Here is a 14,373-nt window from a genome sequence, read left to right as displayed (position 1 = left end):
TCACAATCAGGCCCGGATAACAACTCTATAAAGTGTGAGTACATGATGAAACCGGCCGGGGAGGAATCTTAGCCAGGTAAAGCGTAGCAATGAGGATATATATAAAATACATGGTAAGCCTCCGATGCAAAATGGTAGTACAAGAGGAATTGAAAAAACTGGGCATTCAGCACGGTTCTGTAGATCTTGGCGTGGTTGATCTTCAGGAAACAATTACCGAAGGCCAGCGCCATCTGCTTGGAATAAACCTGCTTAGGTATGGCCTGGAATTACTGGACGACAAAAAGAGTATCCTGATTGAGAAAATAAAAAACGTTGTAACGGAAATGATCCACCATGCGGACGAATTACCTAAAGTAAACTATTCTGATTATATCAGTAAACAGTTAGGATACAGCTATACTTATCTTTCCAACACCTTTTCAGAGGTAAAGGGCATCAACCTGCAGCAATTTATCATTATGCATAAAATTGAAAAAGTAAAGGAATTGCTGTTATATGATGAATTGAACCTGACAGAAATTTCTTACAGACTTAATTATAGTAGTGCAGCGCATTTATCTAACCAGTTTAAAAAGATCACAGGACTAACTCCTTCTTTTTATAAGCAATTGAAGCTAAAACGTAAGCAAAACCTAGAAAACCTGTGATATTTGTAAGTTTAATGAACACATGTGTAGTAATAGCGCTCCAAAAACACCTGACCTTTGTTACGTAACAACTCCGTTACAAATTAAATAAAATGTCATGTACACAGGTAAAATCACAAGCAATGAGAATTTTAAAATGATAGGAGATTGGACCAGTCAGTCAAAGACGCTTAAAGAAAAATATCCGATTTTAGTAGATGCCGATTTGAAATTTGAAAAAGGAAAAGAAAATGACTTACTCGCCAGGGTAGGAACCCGGCTTAACAAAAAAAGAGATGAGGTAATTAATATTCTCAGGAAAGTACAACCCAGCGCCTAACCCTTCATCTGTTTTATATACCAGTAAAGAAATCCATCTTATTGAAAACGTGGGGCAGAAAGAAATATTCTGCCTTTTTTTGTTGTTGCATTATAGCCATTAAAAAGGCGAAACGATCCATCGCTCATCGCTACAGCTATTGCATTCTATTTGACCATATGATCAAAAGGTTGTATCTTTAGCTGGTTACAGATACAGCGAAACATCCACGGGTTCCCGCTCCCCTTCTTCTTCTCATTCAAAAGCGGCTCCTTTTTATACCGTTTTCTGCATTCCTGTTTTACGCATCATAGTATTATGACGATTTTAATTTTTTTTGTGGCGTTGTGGTATCTTTCGCTATTCAGTCAGACTTTTTTTCAGCACCGGTATGCGGCGCATGGCTCCTTTACGATGAGCAGGTTCTGGGAGCGCTTCTTTTTCGTGTTTTCCTACCTAACCCAGGGATCTTCTTACATGAGTGCGCGGGCTTATGCAATCATGCACCGGATGCATCATGCATATACAGATACGGAAAAAGACCCACACTCACCTAATTTTTCTTCCAATATGTTTAGCATGATGTGGCGTACTAAAAAAATCTATTCAGCGATCGTACACCAGCGATATCCTATAGAAAAACGATTTGAAAAGAACCTGCCCCACTGGCACGGTTTTGATCGCTGGGCAAACTCCCCGCTGTCACGTATACTTTGGGTAGCGATCTATATTTCATTTTTTTTGATTTTTGCTTCTTCGTTCTGGTGGTGGCTGTTGTTACCTGTTGTTATTACAATGGGCGCTTTTCATGGAGCTTTGGTAAATTGGTTTGCACATAAATACGGATATATAAACTTCAGACTAAGAAATACATCACGCAATTTACTGGTGGTAGATGTGTTGATGCTGGGAGAATCGTATCATAACAATCATCATAAACATCAGTCTTCTGTAAATTTTGGTAACCGCTGGCACGAGGTAGATCCGGTGTACCCGGTTATCCTGTTATTAAAATGGCTACGCATTATACGCTTTGCCAAAAAACCGGTAATGGCTTAAGGAAACGTATTTTTCTACCCGCTTTATTTACTATAATTTAAAAACAACTTTTATGTCTAAAAATCAATTTCATGCAGGCAACAAACTTAACATCCTGGGCGGGGATAAAGAAAACATATCGACGAATGTCTGTTTTACCGGAAACGCTATTGCATTGTTAAACAATTATGCGGCAACCGGCACTACGATACATTTAGACGATTGGGATGGCTATAATGAATTAAGAAGCGGATCGCTCTACTACATTGTTACCGATATTAAAAACGCAGCTATTTCGGTTTAAATCGGTTATTCCTGGCTTTAAAGAATATTCAGATACCCAGGAGATTCACGAATTATTACAAAAAGTTTTATTCGCCTTAGCAATGAAATGCATTGTGATTGGTTGCTCAAAAGAAAAATTCCTTTGTATTTATACTACGGTATCCTTTTCTGCAGATTGCTTCCAGTCGAGGTCCCTTTTCTTTTGACTACTTCCTTTCCAGTGCCTGCTACCATCATCATTAAAATTTTTACTTGATAAATTGTTTGATATGACCAGCAAAAAGATCTCAGCAGCACAGGTGCCGTTATTACGGAAAGGAGATATTATAAAAAGATTTCCCTCCAGCGGAGCTCCTAAAGAACAATTTGATGAAGAACGTAAAAAGGATACGGATATATTTGAGATCTGCTCTATAAATCTCAAAAATGATATGATAGAACTTATCACACCAGGCAACGCGCGTGGTATGTTTCCATTTCCGGGCGATGTCAGTCATTTGTTTATAAAATCCTGCAACCTTGTGGCACAGGGCATTTGGTGGATATAGGATGCAAATGGCATCCCTGCTTTAATTCTCTTAATCCCTTAGAAATAAAAAATCACATTTGCCTAAAAAGCCTTATCTTTACAAGGATAGGCATAAATACTCCATCACTTCAAGTCAGGATCAGTTACATATCTACTACGCACCAATAGCATTTATTTTTCTCCTTCTTCTTTTTTTGCTGCCGCATTTAGCCTCTATTTTTTAAAAGAAAAATTTATTTACAATGAACATGTATGTTTCAAACCTGGGGTTTCATGCCTCTGACGATGATTTGCGCGAACTTTTTAGCAGCTTCGGACAAGTGTCTTCTGCCAAAGTAATTATGGATAGAACCACCGGGAAGAGCCGGGGCTTTGGTTTCGTAGAAATGGGCTCAGTTTCAGATGCCACACTCGCAATGAAAGAGCTGGACGGTAAGGATGTCGATGGCAGGAGAATTGCTGTTTCGGCTGCAAAAGAACGGGAAGAGCGGTCTAATAGAAAATGGTAATGAATGTTCGAAGGGGCCGTCCGGCCCCTTCTTTTTTAATAGTATAACTGTTGTGAGTATTCAGTGTGCTTCATTTTAAAACATGTACCATGCATTTCCAAAAACAAGATCTGTCGGGCACCCACTATACCTGGAACAACGAACAGCCTGCTTTTAGTGGCCAGCCCAGCCGCAGAAGATTTGATAAAAATAATGGCGATCAGGTGCTTTACCTGATCAACTTTTACGCATCATTGGCCGGGCGAGCAAGCCTCCAAGAAGGCAGGATCATTGAGCAGGCCATTACGCGGGATCTGCCGGATGCTGCGAAAAGTGAGGTTTCCGCTTTTAACTGGATCAGGCGCAGCGCTTTCCCCACTCTGTAGAACTCAGATACCCAAAATAACTGCAGCAATTTTTATCAGTCTTTTCTTTCATCCACATATGGCAATAGCTGCATGGCTATAACCGGGAAGTACCCCTGTTGGGTTGTATATTGCCATCCGGAACGCTCTGTTTTAAAAAAATCCCCCACTTCCCGATTGTTAATATATAACCGGTAATGTCTGGAATTCATCTTCCTGCTTCTTCTCAGCTCACCAAAGATTTTTCTTCCTTCAAATTCAAATTGAACAGGAATATGCATATTTCCTTTTATTAAACCCTTAACTTTTTTGAAAATGTATTCAGACGCTGACTTTAAACGTCTTTTTTACATCCTCAGGTGAACAGTATGTTAACAACCGGCCTTATGTAAAGGCCCTCTTTTGAATGAATTTGTAGCACCTGCTAAAGGACGTCGTCTTAACGGCTATAAAATGATGGTTGATCCTTTGCTTTGCATTATTACACATTTGATGTAGTATCTCATTTCAAACATCTTCAAAAACAAAATCATCCGGCGCTTCTATTATAAATTGAGCCACTTTTTCGATACGTATAAAATTTACAGCCATTATTTTATACACCGTACTCAGTTTATCTTTTGTATTAAATAAAGGCATTTTTTGCATAATGCAACCTTTATATAGGAAAAGGGTTATGGTTCACATTTGTTTTTATTTAATAACAGATCTTCACCTGTTCAATAAATTTGCTACAGCTGTATGCTTCTTACAAATTTTAGAATCCGCTCACGCATCTTTGAATAGTTAGCTAGTACCCCCTGTGATGATTTCTTCTTTGTTTTTTTCATTTCAAGCATGGACCAGGGCTTTTTCAACCCGATGGTTTCCTTTTCTACCTGTTTCAGATTTCCTTTTCCGTCTGTTGCCGGTTCAAAAAAGCGATTGCTTTTAGTTGCCTTTATGTTCATAAATTGAGACTGCCTTAAATTCAGATGCCCCGGGGTCAAAGTCTCTAAAGGTCTATAATTGATCGTTATTTGCTTTACATATTTATATGCCAGACTTACATATATCACAGGTTTTGTGCATTTATCAGCTATATCCGGTTCCTGCAAATGAGTCGTTAACAGTCATCTTCTTTTTATAAAATCACTGTCTTTACTTTCTTTTTACATGAACAAAAGTATTCTCCGCAGAATCATTATTAATATGCATAGAACAGGCCATCGTTTAAATTCACTTATTGACAGGCATATACTTGAAACACTATAGAAGATTTTTGCACAAAAACTTATTTATGGATTGAAAATTGTGGTTTTTTAAAGATTGTTGAACTCCCTTGCTCTAAAACCGTTTCCAACACAGCGCTACTATACTACTAATCCATTTTTTTATTTTGTGTCGTTTTTAAGCACAAAACAAGCGTAACACATATTAAGTACCGTAATTTAAATTAGTTGAATAAATTCTGGTAAATTGCCCAGGATTTAAATACACGATTTTCAATGAAACCGCTCTGCCAAAATTTATTAATTCAAAACGAACAATATTTATTTCTAATTATATTGCAATTCTATTTCAGCTACCGTTTCTTTTATCAATTTCATATCATTCCGAGCCAACCATAATTCTTTAACCTTCCTTGCAGCTTCCTCTGGAGTAATGCGGATATACCTGTAGAAGTCCTTTGTTCTTTTATGACCGCTGATCTTCATAATGAGTTCAACCGGCGTACCTGCTAGAAACTCGTTAGTACAGAAAGAACGGCGTGCAGTATGAGATGTGATCCACTCATATTTTGGCTTGGTCACCGTTATTGTTTGGTTGCCTTTTTTGTAGGAGAATTTTACTATTTGGGTAATTCCCGCAAGTTTCCCAATGGTCTTAATATGTCTATTAAATTCAGGATTTGTCAACTCCGGTATGCGATCGCGGAACTGACGGGTAAAGATCAGTTTTGCTTCGTGCCGTAAAGGAATAATCACCCAATGGTCGGATTTTTCCTGCTTTTTATAGAGCATATCCCTTTGGAGATCCTCTGGTCGAAGAGTTGAAAAGTCTGAAAACCGCAGCCCGGTTAAACAAGCCAGGACAAATAAATCCCTGTACTCTCTAAGATAGAGATGTTCTGACAGATCGGTTTGATAGATTTTGGCGATCTCCTCATAGGTGAGGTATATGGCGTCGCTTTCTTCCTCCGGTATTCTGAAATCGGACAGGTCGATGGGCTTAATAATTTTTCTTTTAATCCGGTCTTTAATGAAACCCCGGAGATGCTTGATCGTTTTCCCAATGGTATTTAATTTAAGACCGGTTAGCAACGTTTTTCTGCGCATATGTACATGCTCAAAAGTCAGGTAGTCCACAAAATCTTCATAGAAGCTAAAATCGAAGCTATCAAAGGAGATCTCCTGATCCCGGAATGCTTCAAATGCGAGTAAATGGGACTTTACATTGCCATAAACTGTGAGGGTGGCGTTACTTACCTTCCGTTTCTTGGATTTTATAAACTCATCAAATTGATAATAGACACTGAGCTTGTTTTTCTTTTCGGTTTCCTGTTGGTCAGCGGCTTCTTTTTCTTTTGCTTCAATATCATCAAAGTCAAAGGTCGGCGAAAAATGTTTCTTTGTAAACTCAGCGCGGGCCTCAATTGGAATTTTCTTTAATCCGGCATAGGTAACTATGTCTTCTACGATTTTTTTCAGTCTTTTTAGCTCATTATTGAGCTCGTTGTAATCACCATGCGTTGCAGGTAGCCGGTCACTAATGCAGCGGCTTCCGTTATCCCAATAGATGGGTGGAATTTTGACATCCGTTCCAAATAAAGGTTTCTGATTTTCATTGCAACAGTACTGAACAAAAATGGAGCAGGTTCCGTCAGCATGAACCTGGTTTTTACGACAAATTAGCTTAATTGGGAGTGCCATAGCCTGAACAATTTTAATCGACTCCGGTAGCCTAAATTTTAGTCTACTTTTAGTCTACTTTTTTAAATTGTTAAGCTGTTTTAAAGGTAGTAAGGATTTTTAGAGGCTTCTGTTATTATAAACTGAAAGTCAGCCCCTTAAAAGTAAAGTGGGGTAAAAAGCAAAAAGGATCATCATTGCTGATAATCCTTTTTTGCGGACCGGACGGGACTCGAACCCGCGACCTCCGCCGTGACAGGGCGGCATTCTAACCAACTGAACTACCGATCCTTGTGTTATTTCCGTTGGGAGTGCAAATATAGGAGTAGATTTTTTGCTGTCAAAATTTTTTATCAGTTTTTTATCAGTTTTTTATCAGTTTTTTATCCGGAACCCGAAATAATTTGCCTGTTGCAAATATACGATCCATACCTTCCTGCCGTTGTCGTTCTTACGGACCAACCAGTCTACATTAATTTTTTTGAACCGCCGCCACTACTTTCGAATACGTTCTTATTCCGTCCTTGTCCACCTGAGCAATGCGGATAAATAATTTTTCAATTTCCCCGGTGTCCGTTGTTTCCCGTTTTGTGCAGGAAATAACGCTCACTGCAACCGCAAGCATTACTACACCGGCCAGCGCATATCTCCGGCGGCGTTTACCGGCAAAACCCAGCAGACCGATTATAAACGGGAACAGGGCCAGGCCAACCATATTACGGGCTTTTTCAAATTGATAATCCAGGCGGGTGTTGCTGTTGCCACCGACAGCCTGTGAGGCAACCGTGCCGATGCTTCTAAAATTTTTACCGTCAACGGAGGCCTGTATTTCAAAATGGTCGTTTCGAGTTTCCGATTCCGTGCTCCAGTTCACATTTAATTTATCCTCGCTGACCAAAGCACTGACCGCACCAAACGAAACCGGCAGCGCTGCCGCGGTTGTTATATTGACCGGGTTATTTATGAAGGTCATTGTCTGGTAGTAATTATTCCCGTTGTCTTCAATAACCATTGCCCGGTAGGTCGTGAAAGCATCCAGGCCGTTAACCGTAACGGTATTTCCGGTTCCGCGGTATACACTGTACCATCCGCTGGAGCCGATCTGCGTCCCCGATCCGAATACAGAACCAGCCGGATAAACGGCACCGCTTACCGGTGCTGGTGTTCCGGAGGACGCCTTTGCCATAAATACGGTCCTCACCACTCCGCTGCCATTGGTCCAGTTCAGTGTCATGGAGGAACTGCCGACATTGTCTGAGGTAATATTGCTTGCCTGCATTTCCGGGGTACCTATAAGATATTTTAGCGCTCCTCCCCGGCTACTGCCGCTGCTACTGCCGGTAGCAAACCAAAGGTTGCGGCTGTTAAGCGCCACAATGCCCCAGGGATAAAAACCGTTACTCATTTCCAGGTCCTGTACTTTAACCGGCCCGCCGGCTGCATTGATATACCGGTTCAGCACATAGGTGCTGCCATTATATTCGGATACATATAAAGTGCCCTGCGGATCCAGTGCCAAAGCGGTGGAATATTTATTAGAAGAGATATTGATCCTGGTGGCATAACCCGAGGACGCTGTAAACCGGTAAACAGCTCCTCTGGATATTGTACCGTCATCAAAACTTTCCGTGGTAAATACATCTCCGTTGGGTGCTACGGCCAACCCGGTGGGATATTGGAAGCCGGGACCAGACAACAACCCATGATACAACTGGATACCGGCACTGCTGCCGGCGGGATATTTAACAATAGCGTAATCGGCAGTCCCCGCAGCATATTCGAGCGTATAGAGGTTATCGTTCTGATCCATAGCCAGCGCCGAATAATAATGACCGCTTACAAAGGTTGTTGCCATGCCATACGTGTTATTACTGCTGTTATACGGTAATTTAATGATCTTGTTTTCGATATTTGAAGCAGCAATATATACATCCCCGTTCCCGGCTATGGCTAACCCCCATGGATAATCGACACTATTATACTGCAATCCGCTATAGAGCACCTGGGGAATTCCCGTACCTTTTATATATTTTACCACTTCATACCGGTCAACTGCCAGGTTGTGACGTGTAACATAAACATTTCCGGACCTGTCCATTGCAAGAGCTGTGTAAAATGCCCCCTGTTCAATTGTTGTTACCACCTGGGCTGTAAGGCAGAGTGGCATCAGTAAAAAGACAAAAAGGGCCAGGCGAGCCAATTTAGAGTTCATAACGCATTTTTTAAGGTTTGATGAATAGAGGTAATCCGCTCCCCGTTGGCCGGGATCCGGTGTTTAGTATTTGGACATCAAATGTATTTAAGTTTCCCTTCTTTTGTATACTTTTTTATTACCTCATTTCATGCGCCTCCGGAAAACATGATTTTTGCCGGTCCCCACCTGCCGTTCAACTTACCGGCTCAAATCCGGACAAATACCAGCCGTATCTGCGCGCAAAACAGGTCCGGTATCATTGCCTTACTATAGATACCCTCCGCTTCAGTCAATGCGTACAGCCATGCCCATTCCATCATTGAAAAACCACATTGGCGCTGCCATTGATGAAATGGTTATCTTACAATGGTTCTTTCTGTATTATGAAAACACTCCGGTAGGTTGCGCAGCCACGTTTCAACAGCCCCATTACCGCTTATTCAAAGCGCGTCGGTTTACAACTCCCGGACGCGGATATTGCGGATCCGGATTTCTGAATCGTGCCCCAGAAATGCGATATGTCCTTTTTCATACAACAACCGGGGATTCTTAGCCAGTGCGGCTGCCGGCAATGCCCGGGTATCGGTGTCCAGGATGGTTGCCCCGTTCAGCACTACCTTTATTTTAGAACCCTGTACCGTCACTTCCTGAACATTCCAGGCTCCTGCCGGTTTCAATCCTTTCCGCATTGCGGGCACATATCCATAAAGCGATCCATGGTACTGATAGGGTTTAAGTGCTTTATAAACGGCGGCATCATTATCCAGGATCTGCAATTCGATTCCGTCATACCCTTTTGTACCTTCCACCAGTTTATGATGAAAGCCCAGGCCATTGTTTGCCGCCGGTGTCAACAGGAATTCAAAGCGGAGGATGCAATCACGGTATTCTTTCCGGCTGTATAAATTACCATACCCCTTTGTCTTTTTAACAATGGCGTTTTCACAAACCTCGTACTGGTTATTTCCATCGATCCAGTTGCTTAATGAGTGCCCGTCGAACAACGATACAAAGCCCTCCTTTTGCTCTTTGCGGGACAACACATTTTCAGCGGCGCCGGCTGAAGGAGCCGCTTTGGGTGTACACCCCCATATAGCAAGACCGATCAGAAAAAGCCATCCGTTACTTTTTGTACAAATGCTCATAACAATGTTTTGATCATGTAGATATAAATGCGAACAGGTTTAAGGGAATGGGTCATGCATGCATCCGTTGCTTCATGGCCTCGTACAGGATGATGCCGGTAGCAACCGATACATTCAAACTTTCAAAATGATGCTGCATAGGAATAGAGATCGTGGTATCGCATATTTTCAGCAGGGCCGGATAGATACCCTTTTCTTCACTTCCCATTACGATAGCGGATGGCACATTGAAATCGGCTGCAGCTACTGGGATGGTGGCATCCATCGCACTGGCAAATACGGTAATGCCATTCAGATGCAGCTCATCTACTGCCTTCATTAAACTGTTTACCCGGCATACCGGAATTTTTTCCAGGGCACCCGCAGAAGTAAGGATCGCATCATCATTCAGTGCGCCCACGCCCTTGTCGGGTATAATGATGGCCTGCACCCCGCAGCACCAGGCAGTACGTGCAATTCCGCCGATATTCCGTACATCCGTAATGCCATCCAGTATTAAAAATAACGGCACCTGGCCGCTCTCAATTACAAAAGAAATGACGTCCTGCAGGTTCTGGTAAATAATCTTTGATTTTTGAGCCACCACGCCTTCATGGCCTTCTACATTAAAATGCGCCAGGCGGGCGGGCGGCACATAGTTTACCGGTACCTGCCGGTCGGCAGCCAGCCGGCGGATCGCACCCGCTACCGGGTCCTTTAATTGCTGATCAAGATAAATACGATCCAATGCATCGCCCCGCTCCAGCGCCTGCAATACGGCTTCCCGGCCATACACCAGGCTGGATTTTTTGGGCCTTTGTTGTTTTTTTCTGAAATCTTTCACCACGCAAAGAAAAGAAAACCCTTTTTAAAAATTGATTTTTAACTCAGCCGTTTTTTGATCCCACTCCAGAATCCATTGCAGGAGCTTTACAGCCAGGATTACCAGCAGCACCAGAATGGCTCCGGCTACCAGCAAAACCGTAAGAATAACCGGTCCGGCACTACCCTTATGCTTTCCCTCCGTATAGTGCTCGGTAAGCAATCTGAGATTCCGGGTATTGGCTTTATAAACAAAATCGAAGACCCAGCCCAGTACAGGAATAGCGCCTACAAAAGCATCAAGGGTTGCATTTACCACCATTTTTGCTACCAGCCTGCCCGACGCTCCATGCTGCGCCATGGTGATGATTAACCCGATCGACAACAGGTAGCCGCTTACATCGCCTAATACCGGTATCAAATTCAACAAAGGATCCAGTCCGAATTTAAAGCCCCCAACCGAAAACTGTTCGTCCATCAGCTTACTGATCGTTCGCACCGTTTTTAAACGAGGGTCGGTGGCTGCAGATGATGCAGAAGGTGCCGGTGACCGGTTTTGATGTGTTGCCATGCTTTATAAGTATATCGGTTAATATGGAGTTCCTATACCAGAACGCCCTTTTGCTGCAGCAACGCCGCCTTTTGAAAAGCAGCAACAGAGATTGCATCTGTAATCAATCCGGTTTCCACCATTTCAAGGGCTTCATTCAGTGGTAGCTTCCGGATGGTGAGCTGTTCCGTTTCTTCCGGCTCCGGCGTTTTTTGAACCAGGCCCGTAGCCAGGTACACGATCGCCAGCTCATCTGATACAGAATTGGATAAATGCATCCGCAGCAATTCCTTCCAGTGCCGGGCCTCCAAACCCGCCTCTTCCAGCAATTCCCTCCGCGCGCTTTCCAGCGGATCACTGCCTTCAGGACATCCGCCTTCGGGAATCTCCCAGGTATAGGCGTCAATAGCGAAACGGTATTGCCCGATCAGCCAGGTATACTGTGCTTCATCCAATACCAGAACCCCGATAGCAATATTTTTAAAATGTACTTTACCATAGATCCCCTTTCCTCCTCCAGGATTGATCACATCAAACTCCGTTACCCGGATCCAGGGATTATCATATACTTCCTGCTTTCCCAATACCTTCCATGGATTTGCCATAGCCATCTCTTTGCATTTTTTGAAGACTAAAATTAATGATTATTATCTCAGTGAGCAGTCTGAATCCATTCAAAAATAAAAATCCGGTCATTCCCGTTGATGCTATCCTTTGACAAATCTGTACACCACCACCTCCTTTATAACAATAATTCAGTTAGTTTTGCGTATTAATAGTGAACTACTTAACACTTTAAAAAATAATGATTATGAAAAAAGTTTTCTTCTCCGCAGGTGTTGCCGCCCTGCTTGTATTGGGATCCTGCGGAAACAGTGCTTCCGAAAAAAGCGGATCCGACTCCACTGCAACTACCCAGGCAGACACAAGTGCACCTGCAGCCCCTCAAGCCACAGCCCCCGAAGGAACGCCTGTAGCCGCAGCTAATTTGCAGCTGACCAGCGACAGCACCCGGAACATTGGTACTGCAAAATTTTACAAGCTCGCCGACGGAAAGATCCGGCTGGACCTGGAGATCAATATGAAGGAACGGGCCGACAGCAATGTAGCCGTGCATTTTCATGAACACGGAGATTGTGGTATGAAGGGCGAAAACTCGCATGGCCACTGGAATCCGACCAAATCGAATCATGGAGAATGGGGCTCTGCAGCCTTCCACGCTGGTGATATCGGCAATATCAAACTGGACGCAACCGGCCATGCAACAAAAAGTGTAACCACTGATCTGTGGAGCATTGAGCCGGGTGATAAGGAAATTATCGGACGTGCAATCATTGTTCATGGCGGTACCGACGATTATAAAACTCAGCCCACCGGCAACAGCGGCCCCCGTGTAGGATGCGGAGTCATTACAAAGCTTTAACGAACAGTTTTTCTGTTTTAAAGAGGCGGTCTCCGGTTTGGAGCCGCCTCTTTTGGTTGGGAATAATGTCGTATAAAAACTATTATACGGATGTTTGAAGCTTCGGTCATTTTTGACCACATTTTTTGGAAGTACTATCCCTGTCGGTCCTGTATGCTCCATGCTGCGGTAGGAACATGAACAACAAGATGCAGGTACAATGCGTATGCAACAGATCTGAATCAGCGCCATCTTTATGCATTCATGAATGCGCTACCTATTGCCCTTTATCGGTTAAAAGAAATGGGATTCACAGGAATTGATTAACTTGTAGGACATGAAAAAGATCCTTCTGTTCGGAGCCGGTAAATCGGCCACAGTGCTGATCCGCTACCTGCTGGATCACGCGGCAGCGGAACACTGGCAATTGACCATTGCCGAAGCCAACCTGCAGCTGGCACAAAGCAAACTCAATAACCATACCAGCGGTAAGGCCGTTGCATTGCATACAGAAGATGGGGTGCGGAGAAGAGCGCTGATCACTGAAGCCGATATCGTTATTTCAATGCTGCCTCCGGCACTGCACATTCTGGTAGCCCTGGATTGCCTGGATATCGGAAGAAACCTGCTCACCGCATCTTATATTGATGAAGCGTTGCTTTCGTTAAAAGCATCCATTGAAACCCGCGGTCTTTTATTTCTTTGCGAAACCGGGTTAGATCCCGGCATTGATCATATGAGCGCTATGCAACTCCTGAACCGCATCCGGAATAAGGGAGGCCATATAACGGGATTCAAATCTCATTGCGGAGGACTGATCGCTCCTGAAAATGATAATAATCCCTGGCATTATAAAATCAGCTGGAATCCGCGCAACATTGCATTGGCCGGATATGCCGGCGCCGTTTACAAAGAGAACGGGGTCCTCAAAGAGCTCCCTTATAATTTGATTTTTGAAAACTGTCCAACACTCGAAGTCCCTTCTTTGGGAACCTGGGCCTGCTATCCCAACCGGAACTCCTTAGCCTATATACCGGTGTACGGGTTGGAGACTGCAGCTACCGTTATCCGGACAACCCTCCGGCATCCTGATTTTTGTACGGCCTGGAGTTTCATTGTAAAAGCAGGGCTGTCTGCCCTTACCGATACAGAACTCATCAACAGTTACCGCCATAAATCCGTTGCGGAATGGTTTACCGCATGTTTAAATTTCTATACCCGCTCCAACACCTTTGATGACTTCCTGAGCCGCTATGTTCCGGCAACGAAACAGCAGCTCGTTGCTACGATGTTCCGTTATCTGGGGTTACTGGACCTGGTTCCCATCCCTCCGCAGGCAACTGTTTCTGCAGATATTCTTCAATACCTGCTGGAAACAAGACTTCCGCTGGCGGCCGGCGACCGTGATATGATCATCATGGTTCATGAGATAACCTACCAGGTACAGGAACAACAGCGGCAGATAACTAGTTCGCTGGTGGTAAAAGGAGATGATGCAATGCGTACCGCAATGGCCAAAACAGTGGGACTTCCGCTGGGTATTGCCACAAAGCTGATCTTAAACGGAACGGTCCGGACAACCGGCTTACAAATCCCCACTTCAAAAGAACTTTACGAGCCCATCCTCGCAGAGCTGCAACAAAACGGGATCCGGTTTACGGAAGAAGATGAAATAGTATAAGCGCCTTATCCCCAACAAAAAGGCCTCCCAGGGGAGACCTTTATATAAACGATATC

The 14,373-nt window shown here is 43.5% G+C and carries 17 protein-coding genes and 1 tRNA gene; 9 read left to right on the top strand and 9 right to left on the bottom strand.

All coding sequences use genetic code 11. The features are described from left to right. Positions 1 to 89 precede the first annotated feature (89 nt). From LL912_RS02010 to LL912_RS01980, 7 genes are all read left to right on the top strand, one after another. Positions 90 to 650: a helix-turn-helix domain-containing protein gene (locus LL912_RS02010; protein WP_235551885.1), complete on the top strand. Its 561-nt coding sequence runs from the start codon at positions 90 to 92 to the stop codon at positions 648 to 650. Positions 651 to 747: 97 nt separating this feature from the next. Next, positions 748 to 969, top strand: a complete 222-nt coding sequence (locus LL912_RS02005; RefSeq protein ID WP_235551884.1) for a hypothetical protein — start codon at positions 748 to 750, stop codon at positions 967 to 969. A gap of 297 nt (positions 970 to 1,266) precedes the next feature. Continuing rightward, on the top strand, positions 1,267 to 2,007 hold the full coding sequence (locus LL912_RS02000) for an acyl-CoA desaturase (RefSeq protein WP_235551883.1): 741 nt from the start codon (positions 1,267 to 1,269) through the stop codon (positions 2,005 to 2,007). A gap of 52 nt (positions 2,008 to 2,059) precedes the next feature. Further along, positions 2,060 to 2,290, top strand: a complete 231-nt coding sequence (locus LL912_RS01995; protein WP_235551882.1) for a hypothetical protein — start codon at positions 2,060 to 2,062, stop codon at positions 2,288 to 2,290. A gap of 250 nt (positions 2,291 to 2,540) precedes the next feature. Continuing rightward, positions 2,541 to 2,819 carry a hypothetical protein gene (locus LL912_RS01990; protein WP_235551881.1) on the top strand — a complete coding sequence of 93 codons (279 nt, stop codon included), beginning with the start codon at positions 2,541 to 2,543 and terminating at the stop codon, positions 2,817 to 2,819. Positions 2,820 to 3,042: 223 nt separating this feature from the next. Next, positions 3,043 to 3,309 carry an RNA recognition motif domain-containing protein gene (locus LL912_RS01985; RefSeq protein ID WP_008582790.1) on the top strand — a complete coding sequence of 89 codons (267 nt, stop codon included), beginning with the start codon at positions 3,043 to 3,045 and terminating at the stop codon, positions 3,307 to 3,309. Positions 3,310 to 3,398: 89 nt separating this feature from the next. Further along, positions 3,399 to 3,674, top strand: coding sequence for a hypothetical protein (locus LL912_RS01980; protein ID WP_235551880.1), 276 nt, complete (start codon positions 3,399 to 3,401; stop codon positions 3,672 to 3,674). Between the two features lie 35 nt (positions 3,675 to 3,709). On the opposite strand, the gene LL912_RS01975 is transcribed toward LL912_RS01980, so the two are convergent. The 9 genes from LL912_RS01975 to LL912_RS01935 form a co-directional block, all read right to left on the bottom strand. Beyond that, positions 3,710 to 3,934: a hypothetical protein gene (locus LL912_RS01975; protein ID WP_235551879.1), complete on the bottom strand. Its 225-nt coding sequence runs from the start codon at positions 3,932 to 3,934 to the stop codon at positions 3,710 to 3,712. 450 nt (positions 3,935 to 4,384) lie between these two features. Then, positions 4,385 to 4,603 (bottom strand): hypothetical protein, encoded by a 219-nt coding sequence (locus LL912_RS01970; RefSeq protein WP_235551878.1) that lies wholly within the window; start codon positions 4,601 to 4,603, stop codon positions 4,385 to 4,387. Positions 4,604 to 5,191: 588 nt separating this feature from the next. Next, on the bottom strand, positions 5,192 to 6,565 hold the full coding sequence (locus LL912_RS01965; protein ID WP_235551877.1) for a site-specific integrase: 1,374 nt from the start codon (positions 6,563 to 6,565) through the stop codon (positions 5,192 to 5,194). A gap of 196 nt (positions 6,566 to 6,761) precedes the next feature. Beyond that, a tRNA-Asp gene (locus tag LL912_RS01960) sits at positions 6,762 to 6,835 on the bottom strand. Between the two features lie 181 nt (positions 6,836 to 7,016). Next, positions 7,017 to 8,756, bottom strand: coding sequence for an NHL repeat-containing protein (locus LL912_RS01955; protein WP_235551876.1), 1,740 nt, complete (start codon positions 8,754 to 8,756; stop codon positions 7,017 to 7,019). A 437-nt stretch (positions 8,757 to 9,193) separates the two neighbouring features. Continuing rightward, positions 9,194 to 9,883, bottom strand: coding sequence for a 3-keto-disaccharide hydrolase (locus tag LL912_RS01950; protein ID WP_235551875.1), 690 nt, complete (start codon positions 9,881 to 9,883; stop codon positions 9,194 to 9,196). 52 nt (positions 9,884 to 9,935) lie between these two features. Beyond that, complete coding sequence (rlmB, locus tag LL912_RS01945) at positions 9,936 to 10,706, bottom strand: 23S rRNA (guanosine(2251)-2'-O)-methyltransferase RlmB (protein ID WP_235551874.1); 771 nt, start codon at positions 10,704 to 10,706, stop codon at positions 9,936 to 9,938. A gap of 24 nt (positions 10,707 to 10,730) precedes the next feature. Then, the gene (locus tag LL912_RS01940) at positions 10,731 to 11,255 is read right to left on the bottom strand and encodes a DUF4112 domain-containing protein (RefSeq protein WP_235551873.1); all 525 of its coding nucleotides are present in this window, start codon (positions 11,253 to 11,255) and stop codon (positions 10,731 to 10,733) included. 32 nt (positions 11,256 to 11,287) lie between these two features. After that, positions 11,288 to 11,839, bottom strand: coding sequence for an NUDIX domain-containing protein (locus LL912_RS01935; protein ID WP_235551872.1), 552 nt, complete (start codon positions 11,837 to 11,839; stop codon positions 11,288 to 11,290). 206 nt (positions 11,840 to 12,045) lie between these two features. Between LL912_RS01935 and LL912_RS01930 the strand changes: the two genes are divergently transcribed. Together LL912_RS01930 and LL912_RS01925 are read left to right on the top strand one after the other, a co-directional pair. Next, a complete protein-coding gene (locus LL912_RS01930; protein WP_235551871.1) occupies positions 12,046 to 12,657 on the top strand; it encodes a superoxide dismutase family protein in 612 nt (203 codons plus the stop codon). 316 nt (positions 12,658 to 12,973) lie between these two features. Beyond that, the gene (locus tag LL912_RS01925) at positions 12,974 to 14,317 is read left to right on the top strand and encodes a saccharopine dehydrogenase C-terminal domain-containing protein (protein WP_235551870.1); all 1,344 of its coding nucleotides are present in this window, start codon (positions 12,974 to 12,976) and stop codon (positions 14,315 to 14,317) included. Positions 14,318 to 14,373: the final 56 nt, after the last annotated feature.

It is taken from the genome of Niabella agricola, from assembly GCF_021538615.1.
Taxonomy (GTDB): Bacteria; Bacteroidota; Bacteroidia; order Chitinophagales; family Chitinophagaceae; genus Niabella; species Niabella agricola.
Note: the sequence above shows the minus strand (reverse complement) of the source record. Positions and strands in the feature narration are given on the sequence as shown.

Excerpts from the sequence above, each read along its gene's own strand:
- LL912_RS01930 (WP_235551871.1), top strand. The coding sequence starts at position 12,046 with ATGAAAAAAGTTTTCTTCTCCGCAGGTGTTGCCGCCCTGCTTGTATTG.
- LL912_RS01980 (WP_235551880.1), top strand. The coding sequence starts at position 3,399 with ATGCATTTCCAAAAACAAGATCTGTCGGGCACCCACTATACCTGGAAC.
- LL912_RS01970 (WP_235551878.1), bottom strand. The coding sequence starts at position 4,603 with ATGAACATAAAGGCAACTAAAAGCAATCGCTTTTTTGAACCGGCAACA.
- LL912_RS02005 (WP_235551884.1), top strand. The coding sequence starts at position 748 with ATGTACACAGGTAAAATCACAAGCAATGAGAATTTTAAAATGATAGGA.
- LL912_RS01975 (WP_235551879.1), bottom strand. The coding sequence starts at position 3,934 with ATGCATATTCCTGTTCAATTTGAATTTGAAGGAAGAAAAATCTTTGGT.
- LL912_RS02010 (WP_235551885.1), top strand. The coding sequence starts at position 90 with ATGAGGATATATATAAAATACATGGTAAGCCTCCGATGCAAAATGGTA.
- LL912_RS01935 (WP_235551872.1), bottom strand. The coding sequence starts at position 11,839 with ATGGCAAATCCATGGAAGGTATTGGGAAAGCAGGAAGTATATGATAAT.
- LL912_RS01965 (WP_235551877.1), bottom strand. The coding sequence starts at position 6,565 with ATGGCACTCCCAATTAAGCTAATTTGTCGTAAAAACCAGGTTCATGCT.
- LL912_RS01985 (WP_008582790.1), top strand. The coding sequence starts at position 3,043 with ATGAACATGTATGTTTCAAACCTGGGGTTTCATGCCTCTGACGATGAT.
- LL912_RS01940 (WP_235551873.1), bottom strand. The coding sequence starts at position 11,255 with ATGGCAACACATCAAAACCGGTCACCGGCACCTTCTGCATCATCTGCA.
- LL912_RS02000 (WP_235551883.1), top strand. The coding sequence starts at position 1,267 with ATGACGATTTTAATTTTTTTTGTGGCGTTGTGGTATCTTTCGCTATTC.
- LL912_RS01995 (WP_235551882.1), top strand. The coding sequence starts at position 2,060 with ATGTCTAAAAATCAATTTCATGCAGGCAACAAACTTAACATCCTGGGC.
- LL912_RS01925 (WP_235551870.1), top strand. The coding sequence starts at position 12,974 with ATGAAAAAGATCCTTCTGTTCGGAGCCGGTAAATCGGCCACAGTGCTG.
- LL912_RS01950 (WP_235551875.1), bottom strand. The coding sequence starts at position 9,883 with ATGAGCATTTGTACAAAAAGTAACGGATGGCTTTTTCTGATCGGTCTT.
- LL912_RS01955 (WP_235551876.1), bottom strand. The coding sequence starts at position 8,756 with ATGAACTCTAAATTGGCTCGCCTGGCCCTTTTTGTCTTTTTACTGATG.
- LL912_RS01990 (WP_235551881.1), top strand. The coding sequence starts at position 2,541 with ATGACCAGCAAAAAGATCTCAGCAGCACAGGTGCCGTTATTACGGAAA.